Below are 25018 nucleotides of genomic sequence, written 5' to 3'. Positions count from 1 at the left end.
CAGAATATTTACTCCACATTCTAAAAGCATTTAACATCTTAAGAAGACGATAACCCTTACCTTACCACACCTCAAATGATAATATTTTACAGCACAACAGAATAAATAAATCCACAAACATAATAACTGAATGTTTTAATATACGAAAACAAGAAAAGATAAGTACTGCATTTTGTTTCCTGCTTTTTTAAAAAGGTTTGTTTAGAAACAATTTTTCAAAATCGTATGACACAACCTTTTATTATTAATTTTTTAAGACACAAATTATATTATCTTCTGTGCTCCGTGGCATATACCTCATAACCCATATACCTACATATTTTTTAAGCCGCATTTGTTTCTGAAGTTTGAATTAATAAAGCATAAAGCGCATTAGCATTGTGCGTATTGCGCAATTTTTGCACAACCTCAGCATGACGCAAAACACGTGCAATCTGTGATAAAGCTTTTAAGTGATCTGCACCAGCATTTTCAGGCGCTAAAAGGAGAAAAACTAGATCTATAGGCTCGTCATCAAGAGCTTCAAAATCTATAGGACTTTCAAGCCGTGCGAATATACCAATAATCCTATTAATATCAGGTAATTTCCCATGAGGAATCGCAATACCACCACCTAAACCCGTTGAACCGAGCTTCTCACGTTGCAAAACAACATCAAAAATTATATGCTCACTAAGACCTGTTAGCTTAGAAGCCTTCTCAGCTAAAATTTGTAGAACTTGTTTTTTCGAATTAGCCTTAAGAGCTGGAATAATTGCTTCCGGTGCTATTAACTCACTCAAATTCATCCTTTAATTTTCCTTTTACACGCTCAAATGCTCACCAATAAAACTTATAAACGATATAGATACTTAAAGTTCTTTAACTTTCGTGCATCATCGCATGTATTTTTATTTTTTAATTTATAATGGATGATGACTTAACACATGTCATAATCACTTTTAACACAACAATAAATCATATTTATCTCCTCATTAACAGCATGAGAAAAGAAAGAAATGAAATTGTTCATAAAATCAATTTCCTTAAATCTCTATAAAAGGTCATTATTCATAAATTTATTAAACTTTTCACAAGATTTAATGTATAGTTCCCAATTAGATTTTTCTTTCTTTTAAAACAGACTCTTAATAGAATGAGAAGCATACTGAACAAAAGATATCTTTACTTTGACGATTATTGGATAAATTGAACATCGCTTTAGAACAAGAATATCAAGGCTTTTAGAAATTTAATGATTACTTTAAAAGATTTATAAATTCAGCCTGATACCCACAACCGCGTTCCTATCAAAATACCTGAAATAGCATCACCGATATGTTATTTGATTCGACAGAGGAAAATATGATGAATAGCCATACCTTTCAATAACACACACATTTATTTACAGCTTCATTTATCACTCATTATTAAGTTAATCCAGTGATATCTTTTCTATGATATAATCATGAGGAAGCCAAACCAGTAAAATAACAAACTCATCTTATAGTGATTAAATATTTTTCACTATTCAATAGCTTTAAGATTATAGTGATAAAAAAAGTTTTGGCATAAATAAGGAAAGTTTCAGTCATAATGTTCGATTAAACTTACTGGAAACTCATGAAAGCTGTAAAATCAAAGAGAAAACTGATTTCCCAAATAAATCCTGCGGACATCAACGTTGTTGATAATATCATTAGGACAACCGTGAACTAACACTTGACCTGTGTAAATAATATACGCACGATCAACAAGTTCTAATGTTTCGCGGACATTATGATCTGTTATTAAAACACCAATGCCACGTTGTGTTAAATGACGAATAAGTTGCTGAATATCGGAAATAGCGATAGGATCAATTCCTGCAAATGGTTCATCAAGCAACATAAAATTGGGACGAGAAGCTAAAGCACGCGCAATTTCAAGCCGCCGACGTTCACCTCCAGATAACGAAAGTGCAGGCATTTTACGTAAATGATCAATTTTAAATTCATATAAAAGGCTGTCTAATTCTTCACGTTGTTTAAGGCGATCTTTTTCAACCACTTCTAAAACAGCTTTAATGTTATTTTCTACTGAAAGACCACGAAAAATTGAGGCTTCCTGCGGAAGATATCCAATACCTAAACGTGCACGGCGATACATCGGAAAATGCGTAATATCAAATCCATTAATTTTAATGGATCCTCCATCAGATTTTATGAGCCCCGTAACCATATAAAAACAAGTTGTTTTACCAGCTCCATTGGGACCTAAAATGCCAACAGCTTCTCCTGTATGAATGCCAAAAGAAACACCATTAACCGTTCGTCTTCCTTGATAAACTTTAATCAAATGACTGGCAATCAAGGTCCCTTTTAAGCGTTTTTTTGACTCTTCACTTATAAAATCATATTTATCAATCTGCTTTTCTCTTTTGATTCCAAACATGAAATCTTAATGACCATTCTTTTGATTTTGTTTTAAAATAATAGAAACACGGCCTTTTTTCTCAGGCGTCTCACAACCTTCTAAAAAAGCCTTTCCGCTTTCTATATTTGCCGTTAGTTTGCACCCCGTTGCCACATTGTCACCATCCATTAACACAACACGGTTCCCTGTCAAACTCATCATTTTTGACTTTCCATCAAAAACACCTTTATCACCCGTAGCAACTTGCGTAGCAATTTTTATATAGACGTTTCCTAAAGCTTCCATTTTTTCTATGCTTGACGAACCAAATAAAACAACAGGTGACGCTTTTGTATATTCCTTGCTTCTACCAGTTTCTTTATATGCTTTATCGTAGTAAACAACTAATTTTTCCGTTCGTAAAAGACGTTCACCTTGCACTACGGAAACATCACCCTTAAATAGCGCTATCCCCTCTTTATCACGTATTTCTAAAGAATCTGCATAAAGTTCTACTGGTTCTTTATTGTTTGATAAATTTATTCCCAAATGAGCCACTTCAGCATATCCTAAAAGCACCCCGCCTTTTAACATTCCCATGCTAAAAGCTAATGTCATACTTATCCATTTTTTGTATGATCTCATCCTTTATAATTCTTCTGTTTATATATAACCATATTTCTCTTTAGATCCACTTTAAAGATTCGTATTGATATCCGTCATTTCTTTTTAAGCACTAAATGCACACCACCATGAAGATATATGTTTTTTCCTTTTTCTCGAATTTGCAAGGCATTTGCTGCAAGATGTAAACCGGCTCGTTGAATATTAACACGTTGATCTGTTTTTAACTGTCCCTCGGATAAATCAATACTAGCCGACATAAATTGTACCATTATTCCATCATTTGTTGTAACGGTAAATGGCTTATCCAGCTGTAAAAAACCATTAATGTTATCGTAAACTCCCCTTTGCGCTGCGAGAAAAACCTGCCTTTGTTGGCCCATAAACGCTTTAGCTGTAATGTTTTTCAACCCAATTATCCCAGAATGCGTAGGATCTTGAAATGCCTTCTCTGCTTTAAGCCAATAAGGTTCATGAGCACGTGCATATCCTTCCAATTTTGGATTGAGCATTGTCAAATTCATCACTTCATTCTCTTCATTATTCAAAGACATAGAATCAGAAGTAGCGGGAACTAAGAAAAACGTAAACCAGCAAAAAACCAGCGCTGAAACCAACGCCAAAAATGGTAAAAAAATTTTTAATATGCTAATGCGACGCGAATGGCGGGATGCTTTTTTAAAAACATCTCCAAAAGATGATTGCATGGAAAAGACTTCAGAATGTTTGCGTACGGACATACTCTCCTAATCTCTTATACTGTTCTACATTTTTAATCTGTATAACCTTTATAAGAGGTATTTTCAAATTTTGTTTCTTGCAATTTGTTTTTTCTTGGTTTTATTTTACTTTTATCCGTCTATATAATGTAATATGCATGGAGTTTATAATTATAATAAAGTTTTTTGTATATAAAGTGAGGATATTGTGGTTAAATCAGAGCTTGTGCAAATTATTGCTCGTCATAACCCACATCTTTTTCAAAGAGATGTGGAAAACATTGTAAATGCTATTTTTGAAGAGATTTCAACAGCACTTGCAAATGGCAATCGCGTTGAGCTTCGTGGATTTGGAGCTTTTTCTGTAAAAAGCCGTTCAGCCCGTAATGGACGTAATCCACGAACCGGTGAAGCTGTTGCTGTTGAAGAAAAGTGGATTCCCTTTTTTAAAACTGGCAAAGATTTACGCGATCGTCTTAATCAGTGAGAAACTTATGATAATTAAACGTATCCTTTTAACAATGATCTGTGTGATTCTCACAGTGTTTTTAATTGGTTTTATTGTAGCTAATCGTCAAGTGGTCACGTTAACGCTTGATCCTTTTCGAGAAAATTCTGAAAGTTTTACTTACCAAGCTCCCCTCTTTATATGGCTCTTTATTTTTTTTGGTTTTGGTATTTTATTAGGAAGTTTGATCAAGTGGTTGTCCTATCTGAAATGTAAAAAAGCCCTAAAAAAAAGCAATGCTGAACTTGAAAAGTTAAAAATATCAATCACAAATATAGTGTAGTGATATTTTAAAGAAATTCCTTTCTCTCTATATTTTATATTCGATACAGAATTAGAAATGCTTTTTTTATACATGTTTTAATTGATTTTAATTCTTTTGCGCTTTTACGAAACAATTAAGAGCTTTATAATATTTTTATACATAATGTACCACGATAAAAAACATGCCTGTACAATACTTTCAATCCTCTCAAAACAATAGATATATACAGGAAAAATTACCTCTTATCTTAGAAACAACGATAAGTGAAAATTATGCTCTCATTGATTCTGGTTATGGACAAAAGTTAGAGCGTTATGGGACCTATCGAATTATTCGACCAGAAAGTCAAGCACTATGGAAACCCGCTTTATCGCAAAAACAATGGGCTAATGTAGATGCTATTTTCACAGGAAACCGTGATGAAGAAGGGGTTGGTCGTTGGCATTTTCCTAAAAAATCACTGAATGAAACGTGGCCCCTTTCTTGGAATGGGCTGTCTTTTCTAGGCCGTTTTACTTCCTTTCGTCATGTGGGAGTTTTTCCTGAACAAGATGCTCATTGGCGCTTTATGGAAGAACAAATTGTTAAAGCAGCGCGACCTATAAAATTGTTGAGTCTTTTTGGCTATACAGGTGTTGCCTCTTTGATTGGAGTACGTGCGGGTGCAAGCGTTACCCATGTTGATGCCTCTAAAAAAGCTATTATGTGGGCAAAAGCTAATCAGGAAAGAGCAGGGTTACCAGATCATTCTATTCGCTGGATTTGCGATGATGCTGTGAAATTCGTCGAGCGTGAACTGCGTCGCAAGAAAAACTATGATATGATTCTCCTTGATCCCCCTGCTTATGGGCGTGGACCTCACGGTGAAGTTTGGCAGCTGTTTGATCATTTACCAGCTATGATCACAAATTGTCGTAAACTTCTCTCTGATAAACCACTCTCTGTTATTCTTACAGCTTATTCTATTCGTGCTTCCTTCTTTGCACTTCATGCTTTAATGCGTGATACATTTGCAAGTCTTGGCGGTACAATCGAATCAGGAGAACTCATTTTGCGTGAAGAAATTGCAGGACGCGCTCTTTCTACTTCTCTTTTTAGCCGTTGGATTGCTTGAATATGTGTAGACCTAAAACTGGTAGAGTAAAAGAAATTACGTCCCTTAGCAATCCGATCATAAAAGATCTTAAAGCACTTAGCCAAAAGAAAAACCGCAATAGAGAAGGTCTTTTCATGGCGGAAGGATTAAAATTGGTAATTGATGCTCTCAATCTCGGCTGGACAATACAGACGCTTATTTTTTCTAAAAGCAAAATCGGTAATGCTGCTATAGAAAACACTGCTGCACGAGCTGTAGCTAATGGTGGTTTTGTTATTAAAGCCTCACAAAAAATTATGGAAGCACTTACCCAACGCGATAATCCACAAACAGTTATTGGTATTTTCAAACAAAAATGGCAACCTCTTGAAATGATAACTGAACAAGTTAAAGATGTTTACATCGCGCTTGATCGTGTCCGTGATCCTGGAAATCTTGGTACCATTATTCGAACTGCTGATGCCGTAGGTGCTAAAGGTGTTATTTTAATTGGCGAAACAACAGATCCCTTCTCGCCTGCAACAGTTCGAGCAACCATGGGATCAATTTTTTCTATACCACTTTATCGTTTTGATGAAAGCGCTTTTTTAAACTGGTCTTCTCATTTTAAAGGCATGATCATTGGCACACATCTCAAAGGATCTCTAGATTATCGGACACTTGATTTCAAAAATGGCCCTATCATCCTTTTAATGGGAAATGAAAAACAGGGATTATCAGATATTCTTAAAAATCGGTGCGATAAACTCGCACGTATTCCACAAAATGGACGCGCTGACTCGCTTAATCTAGCAATAGCAACAGCCGTTATGCTTTATGAAATCCGTCGTCCTTATTTAACACTGCAACCATACAAGGAAAAATATGATACGTAAAACTTTCCCTTTTCTTCTCCTCGGATTGGCCTTTACAGTAGGGCTCGATCAAGCTGTCAAGTACTGGATTATGCACAATATGCCTTTAGGAACAGAGATCTCACTCCTTCCTTTCTTCTCACTTTATCATGTGCGCAATTCTGGTATTGCATTTTCGTTTTTTTCTTCCTTTTCTCATTGGGGAATCAGCACTATCATAATCTTTGTGATTATCTTCCTTTTATGGTTATGGAAAAATACTGAATATAATAAATCTTTTATGCGCTTTGGTCTGATCTTTATTATTGGAGGAGCAATCAGCAATCTTGTTGATCGTATTCGCTTTCATCATGTCACTGATTATATACTCTTTCATATTGATGATGTATTTTATTTTGCTATTTTTAACCTTGCAGATAGCTTTATCACTCTCGGTGTTATTGCCATCCTTAGTGAAGAATTGCGTACTTGGATGAAAGCAAAACATCCTGCCAACCGTACGTCTTCTCATTGATGTTTTCATTACCTTAAAAATCAGAGATTCTTGATCACTAGAAGTCTGATTCTAGATTGATTTTTCTTGATTTGTTCTTGCTATGAGATATTTCAGATGTTTCTCTTTATGAGATTTTACTTTTCTACACTTGGTCAGTGTAAAAGAAATTAATTCAAATAAAAATTAATATTTTTCACCCATATGTCTGAAGATCACATTCTGAAGAGAAGTATTTTACAGCATTTAAAGTTTTTTTCATTTGCTCAAAATAATTTTTTTCGTATGTTTTTTAGTTTTTTCAAGTATCATTTCTTACAGTAGTTTTCTTAAGTACTTCGTTTTTAAACACTTTAATTGTTTTATTTTTATATAATTTTTAATAAAAAGTATTTTAAAACTATTTTCAATGTTGTTTTTGTAAAACAACATATTGATTTATAATTATAATTTACTATCTTGCATATTGAAGCAATTCAAACCTTGTCTCCTCTTGCACGCCAATCTTCTTTGTATTATTCAAGCAAATGAAGACTCTTTATTGATTTAATAATAAGTAGATTTATAAACAGAGAATCTTACGCTATTCGGAGTGCCATTTAACATACAATATATAAAAAATTTCAATTCAATAGATCTTCTTCCCCTATAAAACTAGGTGTAATATTGGCGGTTGAAAATGGTATGATGATGTTTGCCTCTATCTTTACCAACACAAATATAGGGGATTAGATTATGTGATTTTTTAATATAGCCTTTGTTATATGATAAACATAAAACTATTTTTTATCAAAATAAACTATTTTCTTACCAATTTGTAAGATTCCTTCGGCAGATAAATCTCTTGTAATTTTAAAATAAATCTCCATAATTAAGAGAAGATATGTTGGAATTCTGCTAGTGATTCTTAGGGGAGTTGTATTAGTCAGTTTAAGGCTTAGAGGAGGTTTATGTATGTAATGACAGAGATGCTTTGAAAACCAAATATCTGACGAAACATATACTAAAGGATTTTATATTATGGCTAATTTTAAAAATTTACGTTCGGCGCCTACTTCTCATGCCGACGCATCAATTGATCAAGGATTGCGCGACTATATGTTGGGTGTCTACAATACAATGGCTATAGGTTTGCTCATTACAGCTGCTGCCGCCTACGCAATTGTATCATTAGCAACAACAACAGATATGAGTCAGGCAGCAGGTCAGATCAATAATAGTGTTTATTTAACATCTTTTGGAGTAACATTTTATACATCACCATTTTCTTATGTTGTTATGTTTGCACCACTTATAGCAGTTTTATTCCTTAATTTTAAAATTAATACATTGAGCACTGATGCTGCTCGTAGCCTCTTTTTTTGTTATGCTGCTCTAGTTGGACTTTCGCTGTCTTCAATCTTTTTGCGTTATACAACAGAAAGTGTTGTGCAAACTTTTGTTATTTCGTCTGCAGCTTTTGGAGCTCTTTCACTTTATGGATATACAACAAAACGTGATCTTACAGCTATTGGTTCATTCTTGTTCATTGGATTGATTGGCTTGTTTCTTTCTACAATTGTAAACATTTTTCTTGGATCAAGTGCTTTGCAATTTGCTATTTCTGTAATTGGTGTTTTTATCTTTGCTGGTTTAACAGCTTATGATACCCAGAATATTAAATTGATGTATTATGAAGGAGATGGAAGTGACACTCGAGGGCGTAAAGTTATTATGGGTGCGTTGAATCTCTATCTTGATTTCATCAATATGTTTGTCTTTTTACTACAGTTTCTTGGCTCAAATCGTGATTGAGTGCAGAAAATAGCTTAATTTGAAAACCTTGTTTCTTTTAGAAACAGGGTTTTTTGTTTTTAGTGTGAGTTTTTACCCTTTACCTCTTAGGTACTATTCTTTCTGCAAAATGATAAAAATACCTTACAAGCAAAAGTTTCCTTGGTTTACTGATTTTATCCAACAAAAACTTCATAACTCTCTTTTAAATGCAATCTATAACCATTATCATTATCAACCGAATGTCATTAACCAAAATAATAATTATGACCTAACCGTTGCTTCCTATAATGTGCATAAATGTATAGGTGTTGATAAAATTTTTAATCCTACACGTATTGTACGTGTTATTGCTGAATTACAAGTTGATATTCTTGCTCTTCAAGAAGCTGATAGACGTTTTGGGGAACGCATTGGTTTGATTAATCTGCAGCTGTTAAAATCTGAAACCGGTTTGTTTCCTGTTCCTCTCAACACCATGTCACCTCATGGTCATGGTTGGCATGGTAATGCTCTTTTTTTGCGAAAGGGATATGTATACGACACTTTACAAGTCACTCTTCCTGGTCTTGAACCACGTGGAGCTGTAATTGTAGAGTTGGAAATGGCAACAGGACCTATTCGTATTATTGCAGCTCATTTTGGCTTATTACGTTATTCTCGTAAACAACAAACAAAAATGCTCCTTGCAATTTTACAAAAACGCTCCCTTATGCCTACACTCCTCATTGGAGATTTTAATGAATGGCGAATGGGAAAAAGCTCATCCTTAAACCATTTTTCGCCCTATTTTGATAATACACTTGAAATTGTACCAAGTTTTCCCTCTCGTCTTCCCTTTTTAGCTCTTGACAGAGTTTTTGCTTTTCCCCACCAATTGGTAACAAGGATTGAAAACCATCATTCTCCGCTTGCGCGCATTGCCTCAGATCATTTGCCTATAAAAGCTTATCTTAATCTTGCAAACGCAATGAGCGCCCTTAAAAATAAATGAAAAAATTAATGTGCCTCATCCCAATTTTGAGCCGTCATGACTTTTACTTCAAGTGGTACAGACAAAGATAAAACTGGCATTGTAGCATTTTCCATAACATTTTTAACAACAACCATGGTTTCTTTACTCTCTTCTTTGGGTACTTCAAAAATCAGTTCATCATGCACTTGTAGCAACATTTTTGCCGATAGATTTTCCTCTTTTAAAGCATCTTCCATCTGTATCATAGCACGACGAATAATATCTGCAGCAGAACCTTGAATTGGAGCGTTGATAGCTGCTCGTTCATTAAGAGAACGAATTTTTACATCCTTTGCGTTTATTTCTGGATAATAAATACGACGTCTAAAAATTGTTTCTACATAACCATTTTCACGGGCAAAGATTTTTGTTTTTTCCATATAATCTTTAATTCCTGGAAATCTTTCAAAATATAACTGAATATAACGACCCGCTTCTTGACGTGAAATTCCCAATTGATTAGCTAACCCAAAAGCTGAAATACCATAAATAATCCCAAAATTAATTGCTTTTGCACGCCGTCGTATATCTGAATGCATTCCCTCTACTGCAACACCAAACATTTGTGATGCCGTTATAGCATGAATATCATGCCCTTTCGCAAAAGCTTCTTTTAATGCTTTTATATCTGCAATATGAGCAAGAATGCGCAATTCAATTTGGCTATAATCAGCAGAAAGCAATACATATCCTTTGGGAGCAATAAAAGCTGTTCGGATTTTACGTCCTTCAGCAGTTCTTACTGGAATATTTTGTAAATTTGGCTCTGATGATGATAACCGCCCTGTTGATGTTATTGCTAAAGAATAATTCGTATGAACACGCCCTGTTTTTGGAAAAATATAAGAAGGCAAAGTATCTGTATAAGTAGATTTTAGCTTTGTAAGTTGACGCCACGCAATAATTTTACGCGGTAAAATATGACCTTCAGCAGCTAACTCTTCCAAGGTCTGTGCAGAAGTTGACCATTGTCCCCCTTTAGTTTTAGCACCTCCAGGCAATCCCATTTTGCCAAAAAGGATATCACCTAATTGTTTTGGCGAAGCAAGATTAAACTTTTTATCAGAAAGTTGATAAATTTCCTGTTCTAGAATCAAAGCAGTTTGCGCCAATTCTCCTGAAAGGCGCAATAAAATTTGCCTATCAACAAGAATCCCGCGCTCTTCCATTCTTGCAAGAACTTCTACGAGTGGTCGATCAAAGCGTTCATAAATTTTCACCATGCCTTGAGCGACAAGTTGCGGTTTCAAAATTTGCCAAAGGCGGAGTGTTATATCAGCATCTTCTGCTGCATAAAGAGTTGCTTGTTTTAAATCTACTTGTGCAAAAGAAGTAATTTTTTTTCCTTTATGCGTTAAATCCTTATAGGCAATTGGTTTATGTCCAAGCCAACGTTCAGACAAATCATCCATATTATGAGTTAAAGTTCCAGCGTCCAGAGCATAGGACAAAAGCATTGTATCATCAAAAGGATGTATAACAATATCGTATTGCTTCATCACCAACCAATCATATTTTATATTCTGACCAATTTTTAACACCCCTGAATCCTCTAGAATCGGTTTTAAAAGTTCTACGGCTTTTTTTGTCTCAATCTGCAAGGCAATGCGTCCGTCCCTTAAAAGGTCATTTTTTTCTTCAAAATGTTCAAGAGGTATATAAGCTGCTTTTCCCGGCTGTAATGCAAGTGAGAAACCAACAAGCTTTGCTTGCATCGGATTAAGAGATGTTGTTTCAGTATCAAAAGCGAAAAAACCCTGTTCTTGTGCTTGCCATAACCACTCTTTTAAAACTTCCGTATCAAGAATTGTTGTGTAAGTATCTCTTGTAATTTTTTGAGTTAGTGCTTGATTTTTACGTTTTTGTGCAAAATATTGTGGCGAATTTTCAGAAAAATTATTACAAGATGCGCCTTCAGTGTTTTTGATATCAGAATCATGCCCATAACTAGTTTTTTTCCATTCAACATCTATATCGAGAGCATCAATAACAGCTGCATCACATTTCGTTGCCTCTGCCACGCGACGTGTTAATGTTGAAAACTCCATTGCTTTCAAAAAAGCAATTAAGCGTGGCCCATCTTGTGGTTCTAAAATAAAGTCATCTAAATTACTATCTATAGGAACATCTGTTCTAAGCCTAACAAGTTCACGAGAAATTTTAACTTGTTCTTTATAAGTTTGAATGTTTTCACGTCGTTTGGTTTGTTTAATTTCCGTTACGTGTTGAAACAAAAGATCAAGAGAACCAAATTGATTTAACAACTGAGCTGCAGTTTTTGGACCAATGCCGGGAATACCTGGTACATTATCTGTTGAATCTCCAATCAAAGCTTGTAAATCAATCATTTTTTCAGGGGTAACACCCCATTTTTCTATAACTTCTGATATGCCTATATGTTTATCTTTCATTCCGTCATATAAGGATACACGTGTATTTACGAGTTGCATAAGATCCTTATCAGAAGAGATAATAGTCGTTTTTACTCCAACCTTTGTTGCTAATTTTGCATAGGTAGCAATTAAATCATCTGCTTCAAAACCTTCCTTTTCAACACAAGGCAAATTAAAAGCCTTGGTTGCTTGACGTATCAAAGAAAATTGAGGAATTAGATCTTCTGGAGGTTCAGCGCGATTCGATTTATATTGAGGATAAATTTGTTTTCGAAAAGTATCAGATGAATAATCAAAAATAACAGCAAAATGTGTTGGAACAATCCCTGTCGTTGTATTACGAGCATCACAAAGTAATTTCCATAGCATATTACAAAAACCAGCTACTGCCCCTACAGGAAGTCCATCTTTTTTGCGTTTTAAAGGCGGCAAAGCATAGTAAGCACGAAAAACGTAGCCTGATCCATCGACCAACAATAGATGATCTGTTGTTTTCATGACAATTTTATTTCTCCATTTCAGCTAAAAAACAAATTACTTTTATATATTTTTTTCATTTTTATTTTAATTTTTTCATTTTGCCTCTAAAAAGCCATTTTTTCTTTTCATAAAGCACGGTGTCGTTGCACTTTATGTTAAGTACCTAGAGCTTTTCTTTGCTGTTACAGGATTAATAGCTTTCATTTTGCTCCTCCTATGATAGCTGAGGTACAATGTAGCGACAGGGTCGTTGTGGTGTTCCCCTCCCCACAACGGCCATTTTTTTTTCATCCATATTTTTATCTAAATCTTCAAGTAACTTTTTTAGCGAAAAGATAAGGTATATTATTCATAAACTTTGTAGTTATTCCACAGAGCCTTTTTACCAATTTTATTGACAAAATCAGCATGCAACCTTTTTTCTTGCACACTCAATCTTGAAGGTAAAGCCTGGGGGCGAAATTTAACTGCATAAGACGTATCTTTGTTACTTTGTATATATTGTTCATCAATACTCTTTCTGTTATCAAAACCCAATACGCCCTGCTTTCCACCAATTAGTTCAATATAAACGTCGGCCAAAATCTCTGCATCAAGTAAAGCACCATGAAGAACACGATGGCTGTTATCAATTCCAAAGCGTTTACATAAAATATCAAGAGAATTAGGACCCATAGGAAATTTACGACGTGCTATAGCCAATGTATCAAGAATATTATCAATACTGATAAGCGGCCTATTAACGCGCTTTAATTCTGCATTAATAAAACCAATATCAAAACTCGCATTATGTGCAACCATTGTTGCACCCTTAATAAATTCCAAAAATTCATCGACAATATCACTAAAACTTTTCTCGTTTTTCAGGCGTTCATTAGTTAATCCGTGAATTGCCGCAACTTCATCAGGAATAATAACACCTTGTGGATTTAAATAAACATGGAATTGACGCCCCGTAAGGTAACGATCAACCATCTCTACACAACCAATTTCGATTATGCGATCTTTTTCTTTATCTAAACCTGTTGTTTCTGTATCAAAAATAATTTCCCGCATGATTTCAATTCTTTAGTAATTTTTTTATTACATCAAAAACCTGTTGACGTGTATTCTCCAAATCTTTCCCTGTATCAATAATAAAATCAGCGCGTTCACGTTTTTTTTCATCAGGTATTTGTTGAAAATTGATAAAGGCAAATTTTTTCTCATTCATACCTTGGCGAATCATTGCACGTTTTTTTTGTATTTCTGGTGGTGCAGAAACAACAATAACACTATCTACACGGCTTTCACCATTCTTTTCAAAAAGAAGTGGAATATCAAGAATAATTAATTTTTTCCCTTGCTTGCGGGCCGTATCAATAAACTCTCTTTCTTTTTCTCGTACCAAAGGATGAATTATTTTTTCTAATGTTTGTAACTTTTTATTATTATCAATCAAAATTTCAGAAAGTTTTAAACGGTTAACTTCATGGTCTTCAACAACACCGGGAAAAACATTTTCTATGAGTGATAAAGCTGGTTCGCTTTTGTAAAGTTGTTGTACTATCTCATCAGCACTAAAAACTGAAATACCCATTTGCTTGAAAAAATTAGCAACTGTTGACTTTCCCATAGCAATTGATCCGGTCAATCCTACAATCTTCATTCTCTTTCTTCACTCATATCCTCTAAAATGGCTGTCCGTAATGCTTCTGTTACCTCTGGTCTTATTCCAAACCACCGTTCAAACCCTAAAACAGCCTGATGTAGAAGCATTCCAAGACCATCAACTGTCTTTAGGCCACAAGCTTTTGCCTGTTGTAAAAAAGGAGTTATCAATGGTGTATAAACAATATCTGTTACCAATGCCGTTATTTTTGCTTTATGGAAATCCCAAAAGAAAGAATCACTTTTTTCTTCTAGATTTTTTATGCCTATAGAAGTTGTATTAACAATCAAATCAGCTTGATAAAGTATTTCGTGAATCTTACACCAATCATAGACTTTAATATTTTTGCCAAAATGCTGAGCTAAATTCTCAGCGCGTTCTTTTGTGCGGTTAAGCAAATAAATATGTTCAAATCCGCGTTTTTTTAAGGCATATAAGATCGCTCGTGCAGCGCCCCCTGCTCCAAAGACAAGAGCTGTTTCTCCTCCCCAATCCGGTGAAAAATCATCAAGGTTAGCATTAAAACCATAGGCATCAGTATTTGTGGCACAAAGTTTATCTCCTTCATACCAAAGCGTATTAGCAGCACCTATCATTGTTGATATCTCATCTTTATAATCTGCTAAACGAAGGGCTTCCTGTTTATAAGGCAAAGTAACATTTCCTCCACAAAAACCCATTTCTTTTAAAGAGCCAATGAAATGTCTAAATTCTTCAAACGTTACTTCTTGTGCAAGATATTCTCCTTGTAAACCATATTGTTTAAGCCAAAAATTGTGAATTCTTGGCGATTTCGAATGGTGAATAGGAGAACCAACAACAAAAGCACGAGGATACTTTATCTTTTTTTCTTTTGTTATTAAGTCAACCATCAATAATACCCAAATGACGTAGTTTTACGAGTAGAGGAAGCAAAGGTAAACCAACAATAGTAAAAAAATCTCCGTCAATTTTTTCAAAGAGATGAATTCCTTCCCCTTCAATTTGATATACTCCTACACTATTTAGAACATCTTTTCCTACACGTGCTAAATAACGTTCAATAAATTCTGACGAGAGAAAACGTACGGACATATGTGCACTAAAAGCTTCAAGCCAAATTTTTTGCCCATTTCTAAATAAAGTTACTGCGCTATGAAGAGAATGTCTTTTTCCTGACAACTCATGTAAACGTTGATGTGCTTCATTAATATTTGTTACTTTATGAAAAACTTTACCTTCTAAATCAAGCACTTGATCACAACCAATAACGAAAGCATCAGGAAAACGATCTGAAACATTTTTTGCTTTTGCACTCGCGAGAAAACAGCTGAGTTCTTTAGGTGTTTTTTCTTTTCCTGTTTTTTCTACTACTCTTTCATCAAAAGAAGCCCCTTCAATGAAGAAATTTAAACCTGCCTTTTTCAATAATTGTGCACGATAAAAACTAAGAGATGCTAAGATTAATGTATTTTCGCCCATGAAGATTTCTTTCATTTTTCTTCACGAAATCGTGATAAAAGTTCAAATACTGCAGCGGCAGTTTCTTCAATAGAACGTCTCGTGACATCAATAATAGGCCAACCAAAACGTTCGCAAATGCGTTTTGCGTAAATTAATTCTTCGGCTATGTTAATACGATTAGTATAACTTTCAAGAGAAAAACCTTCTCCCAAATTCCTATTTTGGCGAATATGTGAGATTCTTTCAGCTGAAGCAATTAAACCAATAATTAAAGATTTTTTTGCCTTTAAAAGGGATTCTGGTAAATCAATATTAGGAATAAGAGGAACATTAGCCGTTTTTATTCCTCGATTTGCTAAATAGATACTTGTTGGCGTTTTAGAGGTTCTCGAAATTCCTACAAGAATCACATCTGCTTCGGTTAAGCTACTGGAAGATTGTCCATCATCATGCTCTATTGTAAAATCCAAAGCCTTAATACGACGAAAGTAATCTGCATTGAGATCATGTTGTGCACTAACACGTAAATGAGTTGGCATTCCAAGGTAAGACTGAAAAGCATTTAAAACAGGATACAATATATCAATACAGGGAACCTTTATTTTTTTACATCTTTTTTGAAGGAGAAGTTTAAGTTCTTCATCAATCATTGTGTAAAGAACAATGCCTGGCTCTTGTTGTATCTCATCAAGAGCTTTTTGTAACTGGATTTTATTACGAATCATAGGATAAATATGCTCTATTTCCTGACTCATTGCATATTGGGATGCTACAGCTCTTCCTAAAGAGATTAAGGTTTCTCCCGTTGCATCAGAAAGCATGTGTAAATGAAAGGATTTTTTTTCTTTTATCACAAAAATTTTAACTCCTTGTTAAGACATGTGTATATATTTTTGATGGTTTTTATAAAAATAAAATTTAAGAAAAATCTTTTATTATTATGCACAAATTAAACACTTTTGATAATCAAATGCCTATTGTAAAAAAAGAGGGGATAATATCTTTAAGATAGTGTTATCTTTATTATTTTTTTTTCTCTTTTGTGGATAAACTTGAGGATAAATAAGGTATGAATAATAATTCACATTAAACACAGTTTTAAATAAAAAGAATCCTCTTTTTTTAAAAATATATTAATAAGGATTTTGTGAAAAATACTTTTTTCATACTATAAATTTAAAAAATAGTTAAATACTGTTCAGATTTTACGTTTTTTCAAATTTTTCATATAATTATTTAATATTACACAAATAAATTTCATATAAATGGCACTTGCAGATTAACAAAATTGAGTGTAAAATGGTCCTTTCTTAAAGAATATTCCATTCACAAAAATCTCCATAAATTGTTTAGGGTGATCCTCTCCTTAATTTAAAAGAGCATATTTCATGCAGAAAATGAAACTACAAGAACTTAAAAGTAAAAATCCAGTTGAACTTGTTTCTTTTGCTGAAACATTAGAAGTTGAAAATGCTTCTCTTATGCGCAAACAAGAATTAATGTTCGCAATTTTAAAAAAACTTGCTCTACAGGATGTAGAAATTATAGGTGAAGGTGTCGTTGAAGTTTTGCAAGACGGGTTTGGATTTTTGCGTTCTGCTGATGCTAATTATCTTCCTGGACCTGATGATATTTATCTTTCACCTGCACAAATTCAGTCATTTTCTTTGAAAACAGGTGATACTATTGAAGGTCCTATACGTAGTCCAAAAGAAGGAGAACGTTATTTTGCTCTCCTTAAAATTAATACAATTAATTTTGAAAGACCTGAAAAGATTCGTTATAAAATTCATTTTGATAATCTTACGCCTCTTTATTCAAATGAACGTTTTCAAATGGAAATACAAGATCCTACAGAGAAGGATATGTCATCACGCGTAATTGATTTAATATCTCCTTTGGGAAAAGGACAAAGAGGATTAATTGTTGCGCCACCTCGAACAGGAAAAACAGTTTTACTTCAAAATATTGCTCATTCTATTACTACTAATCATCCTGAATGTTATCTTATTGTTCTTTTAATCGATGAACGACCAGAAGAGGTTACCGATATGCAGCGTTCAGTAAAAGGAGAAGTAGTTTCTTCTACTTTTGATGAACCTGCAATACGTCATGTACAAGTAGCAGAAATGGTCATTGAAAAAGCCAAACGTCTCGTTGAATATGGACGCGATGTTGTTATTCTTCTCGATTCTATCACACGTCTTGGGCGCGCATATAATACGGTTGTTCCGTCTTCAGGTAAAGTTTTGACAGGTGGGGTGGATGCAAATGCTTTACAGCGTCCAAAACGTTTTTTTGGTGCAGCGCGTAATATTGAGGAAGGTGGATCTTTAACTATTATTGCGACGGCTTTGATTGATACAGGAAGCCGCATGGATGAGGTTATTTTTGAAGAATTTAAGGGAACAGGTAACTCAGAAATTGTGCTTGATCGTAAGGTTGCTGATAAGCGTATTTTCCCTGCTATGGATATTTTAAAGTCAGGAACGCGTAAGGAAGAGCTTTTGGTAGCACGACAAGATTTACACAAAATTTTTGTTCTTCGTCGTATTTTAGCTCCTATGAATGTAACAGATGCCATTGAATTTTTGATTGATAAATTAAAACAAACAAAAAATAATATTGATTTTTTTGATTCAATGAATACGTAGAATCATTAAACTTTTATTAGGAAAAAACCTGTGGATACAATCTTTGCTATTTCGAGTGGATTGTTACCTTCAGGGGTTGCAGTGATTCGTCTTTCTGGTCCTCATGTTGTGGATATAATCAAAACGCTTTGTGGTTGTTTGCCTAAAGCTCGTTTTATGCATTATGGGAATCTTACTGCTCGTGATGGTAGTTTTTTAGATTCTGCTTTAACTGTTTTTTTTCCTGCTCCTCATAGTTTTACGGGGGAAGATTGTGCAGAATTTCATTTGCATGGAGGAAAAGCTGTTGTTAATCGTTTTCTTGATGAATTATCAACATTTTCTGGATGCCGTATTGCAGAGGCAGGTGAATTTTCACGTCGTGCATTTATGGAAGGAAAACTAGATCTTGTTCAAGCAGAAGGTCTTGCTGATTTAATAGAGGCTGAAACGGAAAGCCAGCGTCGTTTAGCAGTTATGGGGGCACGTGGACACTTAACAATGCTTTATCGTGATTGGCGCCATAAGCTGATAAAGGTTCGTGCTTTTATTGAGGCAGAACTTGATTTTGTTGATGAAGCAGATATTCCCCATGCAATATCTGATAAGGTTTGGAAAGATGTGGAAGAACTTTGCACTTCTCTTCGGGAACATATTGCTGAGGGAGAACGTGCAAGTATTTTACGTGACGGATTAAAAATCGTCATTGCGGGTGCTCCAAATTCTGGAAAATCAAGCATTATAAATCGTCTCTCAGGAAAAGCTGTTGCTATTGTGACAGAAGAAGCAGGGACAACCCGCGATGCTTTAGAAATTAGACTTATTCTTGGTGGTTTACCTATTTTTTTAACGGATACTGCTGGTCTTAGAAAGACAGAAAACAAAATAGAACTATTGGGAATAGAAGTTGCTAAGCAGCATATTAGGGAAGCTGATTTGGTTATTTTGGTTTATGATATAGGAAATCCTAAGAAAGTTGATTTACCAGAAACGTCAGCTGAAATATGGCACGTTGGTAATAAGCTTGATCTTTATGAAGAAAATAATCGGTTTTTATCTATACAATTTTCTGCATTAACTGGTCTAAATTTTGATTATTTTATTAAAGAACTTGAAACATTTTGCCATCAACGCTTTTCTGAAATTGGTAATCTTGTTCCTGTCCGTAAAAGGCAACTTCAATTATTAAAGGAAACTGTTAAAGAACTTGAATTTTCTCTTAATTTCCATTCGATTGATCTCAGTTTACGTGCAGAACATCTTCGTCGTGCAAGTGATTTTCTTGGAAGAATTACGGGAGATATTGATGTTGAAGATTTGCTTGATATCATTTTTTCAGAGTTTTGTGTTGGTAAATAATGATTCACGTGAAACATTGATTATTTCATAGACAGATTATAAAAAATATGTAAATTATCTTCTGTTTCACGTGAAACTTTAGAGTATTCTCTATGGAATGAATTAAATGCAATCATATGATGTTGTCATTGTTGGTGGTGGTCATGCTGGATGTGAAGCAGCTTCGGCTTCAGCACGTGTAGGAGCACGAACAGCGCTTGTTACACACAAAATATCAGCGCTGGGAACTATGTCTTGTAATCCTGCTATTGGTGGTCTTGGAAAAGGACATTTAGTTCGTGAAATAGATGCGTTGGATGGTCTCATGGGAAAAGCGGCAGATGCTGCTGGAATTCAGTTTAAATTACTTAATAGACGTAAAGGACCAGCAGTGAGAGGTCCACGAACACAAGCGGATCGAAAACTCTATAAAGAAGCAATCCAGAAATTCTTAAAAGAACAGGAAAATCTTTCTCTCATTGAGGATGAAGTTGTTGATTTAATTGTTAGAGATGATTATGTATCGGGTGTTGTTTTAAAAAAACAAGGAGAAATTTTTTCTGGTGCTGTTGTTTTAACAACAGGTACATTTTTAAATGGTTTTATTCATATTGGTGATAAAAAATGGGCTGCTGGTCGTATGGGAGACCAGTCTAGTGTGAAACTTGCTCAACGTTTGAGAAATTATCATATAAAATTCGGGCGATTAAAAACAGGAACACCTGCTCGTTTAAGCAAAAAAACAATTGCTTGGGAATCTCTTCCAAAACAATTAGCAGATGAAAATCCTGTTCCCTTTTCTCTTTTGACAGAGAAAATTGAACAGCCACAAATTGAATGTGCAATAACACGTACAAATGCACGAACACATCAAATTATCCGCGAAAATATCTGTAGTTCTGCTTTATATTCTGGAAATATTGAAGGATTAGGGCCACGTTATTGTCCTTCAGTTGAAGACAAAATTATTAAATTTGGGGAACGTGATGGACATCAGATTTTCCTGGAACCAGAAGGATTAAATGATGATACTATTTATCCGAATGGTCTTTCTACTTCTCTTCCTGAAAATGTACAAATTTCTCTATTGAAAACCATTGAAGGATTAGAAAATGCTACAGTTTTGCAGCCTGGTTATGCTATTGAATATGACTTTGTTAATCCACAACAATTAACAAGAAGCTTAGAATTACGCTCTTTACCAGGTTTGTTTTTAGCAGGCCAAATTAATGGCACAACAGGATATGAGGAAGCTGCAGCACAAGGTCTTTTGGCTGGATTGAATGCTGCACGTAAAGTAGGTAAATTAGATGAAATATTTATAAGTCGTTCTATCGCTTATATTGGTGTTATGATTGATGATTTGGTTTCACGTGGCGTTTGTGAGCCTTATAGAATGTTTACATCGCGTGCGGAATTTCGTTTATCCTTACGATCTGATAATGCTGATATGCGTTTAACACCCTTGGCGCATGAGTGGGGGATTGTGAGTAAAATACGTTGGGAGTATTATCAGAAAAAACAACAACGTCTTGATCAAGCACGATCAATATGTCAAAATCTCTTTTTTACACCTACTGAAGCTTCTGCTCATGGATTACACGTTAATCATAATGGAATTCGGCGTTCAGCTTATGATTTTCTTGCTTATCCTCATATGACTTTAAAGCGTCTTTCACATTTTTGGCCACAATTAAAAGAAATTGACTCTAAAACAGTAGAATCTTTAGAAATTGAAGCACAATATGCAGTTTATTTAGATAAACAAGCACAAGATATAGCCTCTCTTCAGAGAGATGAACGTTTAGAAATTCCTTCTTCTCTTAATATTCAGGCAATTTCAGGTCTTTCAAATGAGCTTAAATCAAAAATTAAAGAAATATCACCTCGTTCAATTGCTGAGGCACAAAAAATTGATGGCATGACACCTGCTGCATTATCGCTTATTATGACATATATTCAACGTCAACGACGTGAAAAGGCTAAAACAGCTTAATGGATTTTTCTACAGAAAAAAAATATCAACAATTGTTAAGTATTGTTCCTTCTGTTTCACGTGAAACGATGGAAAATTTAATTCAGTTTGAGTCTTTAATTATTCAATGGAATGCGCATATTAATTTAATATCTGCTACAACAATAAAAGATTTATGGAAACGACATATTTTAGATTCAGCACAAATTTTTCCTTTGTATGATCATTCTTTACACTGGTGTGATTTAGGATCGGGAGGAGGTTTTCCTGCAATTGTGATTGCTATTTTTCTGAAAGAAAAAAAAACAGGTCATATTAATCTTGTTGAAAGTAATGGGAAAAAAGCTGCTTTTTTGCGAACAGTCGTTGCCCAGCTTAATCTTCCAGCAACGGTTTATCATGCTAGAATCGAAGATTTATATCAAAAAATTCCCATATCTGATATTATCACAGCACGGGGATTAGCACCACTCAATACTCTTTTTCAGATTATTTTTCCTTTATTAACAGAAAAAACAATAGCCCTTTTGCAAAAAGGTCGGGATTACGCTACTGAAATAAAAAATGCCTCTGCCAATTGGCAATTTGATCTGCTAAAACATAAAAGTAAAGTTGATGAAAATTCTGTTATTTTAGAAATTTCTCATATTCGATCATATAGAGGGTAAAGCAAAATGAGCGAAACACGAATTATCGCTATGGCAAACCAAAAGGGTGGAGTCGGAAAAACAACCACAGCAATTAATCTCGCAACAGCTTTAGCAGCTATTGGTGAAAATGTTCTTATTATGGATGTTGATCCACAAGGTAATGCGAGTACAGGTTTAGGAATTGATCGTAATAGCCGTCCTTTATCTTCTTATGATGTTTTAGTTTCGGGAGTTTCAATTACACGAGCAGCTTTAAAGACAGCAGTCCCTAATCTTTATATAGTTCCTTCTACACTTGATCTTTTAGGTGTGGAAATGGAAATTTCTTCGTCGCAAGATCGCATACAACGCTTACGCAAATCTCTCTATGATGATCTGGAAATGGAAAAAAAATTCAATTATATTTTAATTGATTGTCCACCATCTCTTAATCTTCTTACACTTAATGCTATGGGGGCTGCAGATTCCGTTCTGGTTCCCATGCAATGCGAATTTTTAGCACTTGAAGGTTTGAGCCAATTACTTGAAACAGTAAAACAAGTGCGATCCGTACTTAATCCATCTTTAGAAATACAAGGCATTGTTTTAACAATGTATGATGGACGTAATAATCTTTCAAATCAAGTTGTTGAAGATGTACGCTCTTTTATGGGAGATAAAGTTTATCGTACTGTTATTCCACGAAATGTAAGAGTATCAGAAGCTCCCTCTTTCGGTAAACCTGTATTGCTTTATGATCTCAAATGTGCTGGTAGCCAAGCTTATTTGCGTCTAGCATCTGAAATGATTCAACGTGAAAAACAAGCACGCGCTGCTGCTTAGAAATATAAAAATAATCTAAAAACTCAAAGAGTAAAGTTATGAATGATGATCTATCAAAAAAAAGATTAGGACGTGGATTGGCAGCATTGATTGGAGATATAAATTTAAAAAACGATCTTGCTCGTTCACCAAGTTTTGATAAATTGACTGTATCAGGTAAAATTTCTGAACAATTTGTTCCTCTTGAATCTATTTCATGTAATCCTCATAATCCGCGACGTTATTTCACTGAAGCAGAGCTTGATAATTTAGCACAGTCAATTCGTCAGCATGGTGTAGTTCAACCTGTCATTGTAAGACCTTTAAAAGATCATCCTCATCGGTTTGAATTGATCGCTGGTGAACGACGTTGGCGAGCTGCACAACGTGTAAATTTAAGTCAATTGCCGGTTATTATTCGTGATGTGGATGATAAAACCGCTTTGGAATTGGCTATTATTGAAAATGTTCAGCGTGCTGATCTTAATCCTATCGAAGAGGCAAAAGGATATGAGATGCTTTTAAATGAACATGGTTATACGCAGGTAGATTTAGCACAAGTTATAGGAAAAAGTCGTAGTCATGTTGCAAATACGCTTCGTTTGTTAAAACTTCCAGAAAAAGTACAACAACTTTTAACCGATGGGCAACTTTCCGCAGGTCATGCGCGTTGTCTTATAACCGTTGATAATCCACAAAATTTGGCTGAAAAAATTATCCGTGAAGGGCTTTCAGTACGTCAAACAGAAATACTTGCATATGAGCAAGCTGATCATAAAACTAAAAAACGTACTATTATAGAAAAAGATGCAGAAACAAAATCTTTAGAAAATTTACTTGCAGATGTGATCGGAATGAAAGTTATTATTCGGCATAATAAAAAAGGTGGAGATTTAAAAATACATTATTCTTCATTAGAACAATTAGATGAAATTTGTCGACGTTTACAAAATTAATCAGTTTTTCTAAAAAGAATTTTTAAACAATTAGCTTTATTATGTAAAAGTAAAATGTTTTTTTAATAAGTGGAATTTTCTTCATCTGCAAGAATGTTTAATGTTTCTTAAAGTGCCAAGTAAGAAACAATAGAATCTTTTTGTGTGAGATTATTCTCTTTTTTAATATTTACGAGTTTTTGTTTACGAAAAATGTAGAAGGATGACTAAAAATTATCTTTTCTTTTTCGAATTTCAGCAAAAACTTCTTCATCTGTAGCATTGTTCATTGAAAGTTTTTTTCTTATTGCGTGATTATCCCAACGAAGAAAGGGATTTGTTGTTTTTTCTTTCCCTAGAGTGACAGGTAAAGTCATGGCGTTTTCTGCACACAATAAAAAAACATCTTCGACTCTTTGGTGGAGTTTTTTATTATGCGGATCAATTGTTAATGCGAAGAGAGCATTGTTTTTTGTGTACTCATGTCCACAATACAGGAGTGTTTCATCGGGAAGTTTACGAAGTTTTTTTAGAGAATTTAGCATTTGTGCAGCTGTTCCTTCGAAAAGACGTCCACAACCAAGTGAAAAAAGTGTATCTCCTGCAAACAGTAATTTTTTTTCAGGAAAATAATAGGATAGAGCTCCTAGCGTGTGGCCAGGTGTTGAAAGAGCTAAAATTGCATGAGAACCAAAAAAGAGCTTTTCATCAGGTTGAAGTGTTTGATCAAGATGATGAATTTTTTCTTTTTCTTTTTCTGGTCCGATAATTATAGAATTGTAAACTTGTTTTAATTCTGCTAAAGCTTCTACGTGGTCGTGATGATGGTGAGTCACAAAAATAGTGTTAAGTGTCCAATTATGATGCTTTAAAATATTGTGAATTGCTTTGCTTTCAGGAGCATCTATTGCGGCTGTTATCCCGCTTTTTTCGTCATGAATAAGTACAGCAAAATTATCTTCTCGACAAATAAACTGTTCAATCAACATATTTTTCTCC

Annotated in this window: 24 protein-coding genes; 13 read left to right on the top strand and 11 right to left on the bottom strand. The window is 34.5% G+C overall.

The genetic code is table 11. The features are described from left to right. Positions 1-323: 323 nt before the first annotated feature. The 4 genes from ptsN to lptC form a co-directional block, all read right to left on the bottom strand. Entirely contained in the window at positions 324-788 is a 465-nt protein-coding gene (gene ptsN, locus GGR08_RS00855; protein WP_183193527.1) for a PTS IIA-like nitrogen regulatory protein PtsN, read from the bottom strand. An 829-nt stretch (positions 789-1617) separates the two neighbouring features. After that, positions 1618-2412 carry an LPS export ABC transporter ATP-binding protein gene (gene lptB / locus GGR08_RS00850; protein ID WP_183193526.1) on the bottom strand — a complete coding sequence of 265 codons (795 nt, stop codon included), beginning with the start codon at positions 2410-2412 and terminating at the stop codon, positions 1618-1620. Between the two features lie 6 nt (positions 2413-2418). Then, complete coding sequence (locus GGR08_RS00845) at positions 2419-2991, bottom strand: LptA/OstA family protein (protein WP_425485744.1); 573 nt, start codon at positions 2989-2991, stop codon at positions 2419-2421. Between the two features lie 101 nt (positions 2992-3092). Further along, entirely contained in the window at positions 3093-3737 is a 645-nt protein-coding gene (gene lptC / locus GGR08_RS00840) for an LPS export ABC transporter periplasmic protein LptC (protein ID WP_183193524.1), read from the bottom strand. A gap of 187 nt (positions 3738-3924) precedes the next feature. Between lptC and ihfB the strand changes: the two genes are divergently transcribed. The 7 genes from ihfB to GGR08_RS00805 all read left to right on the top strand — a co-directional run bounded on the left by ihfB (position 3925) and on the right by GGR08_RS00805 (position 9699). Further along, on the top strand, positions 3925-4203 hold the full coding sequence (gene ihfB / locus GGR08_RS00835) for an integration host factor subunit beta (RefSeq protein ID WP_142416588.1): 279 nt from the start codon (positions 3925-3927) through the stop codon (positions 4201-4203). 7 nt (positions 4204-4210) lie between these two features. Continuing rightward, on the top strand, positions 4211-4507 hold the full coding sequence (locus tag GGR08_RS00830; protein WP_183193523.1) for a LapA family protein: 297 nt from the start codon (positions 4211-4213) through the stop codon (positions 4505-4507). 163 nt (positions 4508-4670) lie between these two features. Then, positions 4671-5603: a class I SAM-dependent methyltransferase gene (locus tag GGR08_RS00825; RefSeq protein WP_183193522.1), complete on the top strand. Its 933-nt coding sequence runs from the start codon at positions 4671-4673 to the stop codon at positions 5601-5603. Positions 5604-5605: 2 nt separating this feature from the next. After that, on the top strand, positions 5606-6460 hold the full coding sequence (locus GGR08_RS00820; protein WP_183193521.1) for a TrmH family RNA methyltransferase: 855 nt from the start codon (positions 5606-5608) through the stop codon (positions 6458-6460). Further along, complete coding sequence (lspA, locus tag GGR08_RS00815; RefSeq protein WP_183193520.1) at positions 6450-6953, top strand: signal peptidase II; 504 nt, start codon at positions 6450-6452, stop codon at positions 6951-6953. The genes GGR08_RS00820 and lspA overlap by 11 nt, the downstream gene beginning before the upstream one ends. A 999-nt stretch (positions 6954-7952) precedes the next feature. Then, positions 7953-8726, top strand: coding sequence for a Bax inhibitor-1/YccA family protein (locus GGR08_RS00810; protein ID WP_183193519.1), 774 nt, complete (start codon positions 7953-7955; stop codon positions 8724-8726). A 109-nt stretch (positions 8727-8835) separates the two neighbouring features. After that, positions 8836-9699 (top strand): endonuclease/exonuclease/phosphatase family protein, encoded by an 864-nt coding sequence (locus tag GGR08_RS00805; RefSeq protein WP_183193518.1) that lies wholly within the window; start codon positions 8836-8838, stop codon positions 9697-9699. Between the two features lie 5 nt (positions 9700-9704). Here the strand turns inward: GGR08_RS00805 and polA are convergent, their stop codons facing one another. From polA to GGR08_RS00775, 6 genes are all read right to left on the bottom strand, one after another. Beyond that, a complete protein-coding gene (gene polA, locus GGR08_RS00800) occupies positions 9705-12611 on the bottom strand; it encodes a DNA polymerase I (protein ID WP_183193517.1) in 2907 nt (968 codons plus the stop codon). 327 nt (positions 12612-12938) lie between these two features. Further along, the gene (dnaQ, locus tag GGR08_RS00795; RefSeq protein WP_183193516.1) at positions 12939-13649 is read right to left on the bottom strand and encodes a DNA polymerase III subunit epsilon; all 711 of its coding nucleotides are present in this window, start codon (positions 13647-13649) and stop codon (positions 12939-12941) included. Positions 13650-13653: 4 nt separating this feature from the next. Continuing rightward, positions 13654-14241, bottom strand: coding sequence for a dephospho-CoA kinase (gene coaE, locus GGR08_RS00790; RefSeq protein ID WP_183193515.1), 588 nt, complete (start codon positions 14239-14241; stop codon positions 13654-13656). Next, positions 14238-15116, bottom strand: a complete 879-nt coding sequence (locus GGR08_RS00785; protein ID WP_183193514.1) for a shikimate dehydrogenase — start codon at positions 15114-15116, stop codon at positions 14238-14240. The genes coaE and GGR08_RS00785 overlap by 4 nt, the downstream gene beginning before the upstream one ends. Beyond that, positions 15109-15705 (bottom strand): Maf family nucleotide pyrophosphatase, encoded by a 597-nt coding sequence (locus GGR08_RS00780; RefSeq protein ID WP_183193513.1) that lies wholly within the window; start codon positions 15703-15705, stop codon positions 15109-15111. The genes GGR08_RS00785 and GGR08_RS00780 overlap by 8 nt, the downstream gene beginning before the upstream one ends. An 11-nt stretch (positions 15706-15716) precedes the next feature. Then, on the bottom strand, positions 15717-16541 hold the full coding sequence (locus GGR08_RS00775) for a pyruvate, phosphate dikinase/phosphoenolpyruvate synthase regulator (protein WP_183193512.1): 825 nt from the start codon (positions 16539-16541) through the stop codon (positions 15717-15719). 534 nt (positions 16542-17075) lie between these two features. Here GGR08_RS00775 and rho point away from each other — a divergent pair. The 6 genes from rho (at position 17076) to GGR08_RS00745 (ending at position 24040) form a co-directional block, all read left to right on the top strand. Beyond that, the gene (rho, locus tag GGR08_RS00770) at positions 17076-18341 is read left to right on the top strand and encodes a transcription termination factor Rho (protein WP_183193511.1); all 1266 of its coding nucleotides are present in this window, start codon (positions 17076-17078) and stop codon (positions 18339-18341) included. A gap of 30 nt (positions 18342-18371) precedes the next feature. Continuing rightward, positions 18372-19679: a tRNA uridine-5-carboxymethylaminomethyl(34) synthesis GTPase MnmE gene (gene mnmE / locus GGR08_RS00765; RefSeq protein WP_183193510.1), complete on the top strand. Its 1308-nt coding sequence runs from the start codon at positions 18372-18374 to the stop codon at positions 19677-19679. A 106-nt stretch (positions 19680-19785) separates the two neighbouring features. Continuing rightward, positions 19786-21654 (top strand): tRNA uridine-5-carboxymethylaminomethyl(34) synthesis enzyme MnmG, encoded by a 1869-nt coding sequence (mnmG, locus tag GGR08_RS00760; protein WP_183193509.1) that lies wholly within the window; start codon positions 19786-19788, stop codon positions 21652-21654. Continuing rightward, positions 21654-22301 carry a 16S rRNA (guanine(527)-N(7))-methyltransferase RsmG gene (gene rsmG / locus GGR08_RS00755; protein WP_183193508.1) on the top strand — a complete coding sequence of 216 codons (648 nt, stop codon included), beginning with the start codon at positions 21654-21656 and terminating at the stop codon, positions 22299-22301. Before mnmG ends, rsmG begins: the two co-directional genes overlap by 1 nt. Positions 22302-22307: 6 nt before the next feature. After that, positions 22308-23105 carry a ParA family protein gene (locus tag GGR08_RS00750; protein WP_183193507.1) on the top strand — a complete coding sequence of 266 codons (798 nt, stop codon included), beginning with the start codon at positions 22308-22310 and terminating at the stop codon, positions 23103-23105. 38 nt (positions 23106-23143) lie between these two features. Next, positions 23144-24040 (top strand): ParB/RepB/Spo0J family partition protein, encoded by an 897-nt coding sequence (locus tag GGR08_RS00745; RefSeq protein WP_183193506.1) that lies wholly within the window; start codon positions 23144-23146, stop codon positions 24038-24040. A 206-nt stretch (positions 24041-24246) separates the two neighbouring features. Here the strand turns inward: GGR08_RS00745 and gloB are convergent, their stop codons facing one another. After that, entirely contained in the window at positions 24247-25008 is a 762-nt protein-coding gene (gloB, locus tag GGR08_RS00740) for a hydroxyacylglutathione hydrolase (protein WP_183193505.1), read from the bottom strand. Positions 25009-25018 lie beyond the last annotated feature (10 nt).

It is taken from the genome of Bartonella fuyuanensis, assembly GCF_014197255.1.
Taxonomy (GTDB): domain Bacteria; phylum Pseudomonadota; class Alphaproteobacteria; order Rhizobiales; family Rhizobiaceae; genus Bartonella; species Bartonella fuyuanensis.
The sequence above is the reverse complement of the archived record's forward strand: the minus strand, read 5'-3'. Positions and strand labels throughout refer to the sequence as shown.